This window comes from Pseudoalteromonas sp. Isolate3 (assembly GCF_022398505.1).
Lineage (GTDB): Bacteria > Pseudomonadota > Gammaproteobacteria > Enterobacterales > Alteromonadaceae > Pseudoalteromonas > Pseudoalteromonas apostichopi.
Map to the genome: position 1 here is coordinate 1 of NZ_JAKEVN010000251.1, position 1,380 is coordinate 1,380.

Here is a 1,380-nt window from a genome sequence, read left to right on the forward strand (position 1 = left end):
AATAATGTATACCTTATTTAAATAAGCAAGTTTATAGGCAGGAAGCCTTTAAATGAGAAACCAGTACTGCAAGTAGCTCAAAATAGCGAATTTGATAGCACTTTGTTTAAAACACCTCCGTAACGGATTGATATTTAGTCAGCTTGTTGAAATTTAAATCATTTAAATAAACTTAGATAAAAAACTGTTGACTTTATTTGGGGGGCTGCATAGAATGCGCCCCGCACTCAGCGATACACAGCCAACATTAATTGGTGGTGTGTATGCAAGTCGGGGCTATAGCTCAGCTGGGAGAGCGCTTCGCTGGCAGCGAAGAGGTCTGCGGTTCGATCCCGCATAGCTCCACCAGATTTGCATAGTGTTTGTCCTAGGGTTGCAGTTTTCTGCGTCCCCATCGTCTAGAGGCCTAGGACACCGCCCTTTCACGGCGGTAACAGGGGTTCGAATCCCCTTGGGGACGCCACTTACTTCAAGTAAGTGAGCAATTGCCAAGAAAATAAATATGTTAGTCTCGAGTACTTACATGTTAATTTAGTAACCTTAACTCCGATATGAGTCAAACTATCATTTAATGTCCTAGTGACACATTATGTGTCCCCATCGTCTAGAGGCCTAGGACACCGCCCTTTCACGGCGGTAACAGGGGTTCGAATCCCCTTGGGGACGCCACTTAYTTAAGTAGGTTATGTGTAGYGGKKCGGTGAACWCCGMRCAATCTATGCAMGACGTTATCAAGAGTACKAATCTCTTGGGGACGCCACTTACTAAAAGTGTTGTGTTATTAAAACTCGTCTGAATCGAGTCTAACTATTCAGTTGTCCTAGTGACACATTATGTGTCCCCATCGTCTAGAGGCCTAGGACACCGCCCTTTCACGGCGGTAACAGGGGTTCGAATCCCCTTGGGGACGCCACTTACTAAAAGTGTTGTGTTATTAAMACTCGTCTGAATCGAGTCTAAYTATTCAGTTGTCCTAGTGACACAGAAACTTTCTGTTTAAGCTAAGGCCATTCGCCTCGCAGGCTCGGTCTCATCTTACACAGAAATAGCAAATCGGTGATTTGCAAACCAATTTCTGCGTCCCCATCGTCTAGAGGCCTAGGACACCGCCCTTTCACGGCGGTAACAGGGGTTCGAATCCCCTTGGGGACGCCACTTACTAAAAGTGCTGTGTTATTAAAACTCGTCTGAATCGAGTCTAACTATTCAGTTGTCCTAGTGACACATTATGTGTCCCCATCGTCTAGAGGCCTAGGACACCGCCCTTTCACGGCGGTAACAGGGGTTCGAATCCCCTTGGGGACGCCACTTACTAAAAGTGYTGTGTTATTAAMACTCGTCTGAATCGAGTCTAAYTATTCAGTTGTCCTAGTGACACAG

6 tRNA genes are annotated in these 1,380 nt (G+C 45.8%); all 6 read left to right on the top strand.

Annotated elements, in window-relative coordinates:
• Positions 1-272: 272 nt before the first annotated feature.
• The 6 genes from L1D46_RS20630 to L1D46_RS20655 all read left to right on the top strand — a co-directional run bounded on the left by L1D46_RS20630 (position 273) and on the right by L1D46_RS20655 (position 1,308).
• Positions 273-348: transfer RNA gene (locus L1D46_RS20630), tRNA-Ala, on the top strand.
• Positions 349-387: 39 nt separating this feature from the next.
• Positions 388-463, top strand: a tRNA-Glu gene (locus L1D46_RS20635).
• Positions 464-593: 130 nt separating this feature from the next.
• Positions 594-669: transfer RNA gene (locus tag L1D46_RS20640), tRNA-Glu, on the top strand.
• 168 nt (positions 670-837) lie between these two features.
• Positions 838-913 (top strand) — tRNA-Glu (locus tag L1D46_RS20645).
• 166 nt (positions 914-1,079) lie between these two features.
• A tRNA-Glu gene (locus tag L1D46_RS20650) sits at positions 1,080-1,155 on the top strand.
• Positions 1,156-1,232: 77 nt separating this feature from the next.
• Positions 1,233-1,308, top strand: a tRNA-Glu gene (locus L1D46_RS20655).
• The last annotated feature ends 72 nt before the right edge of the window (positions 1,309-1,380 follow it).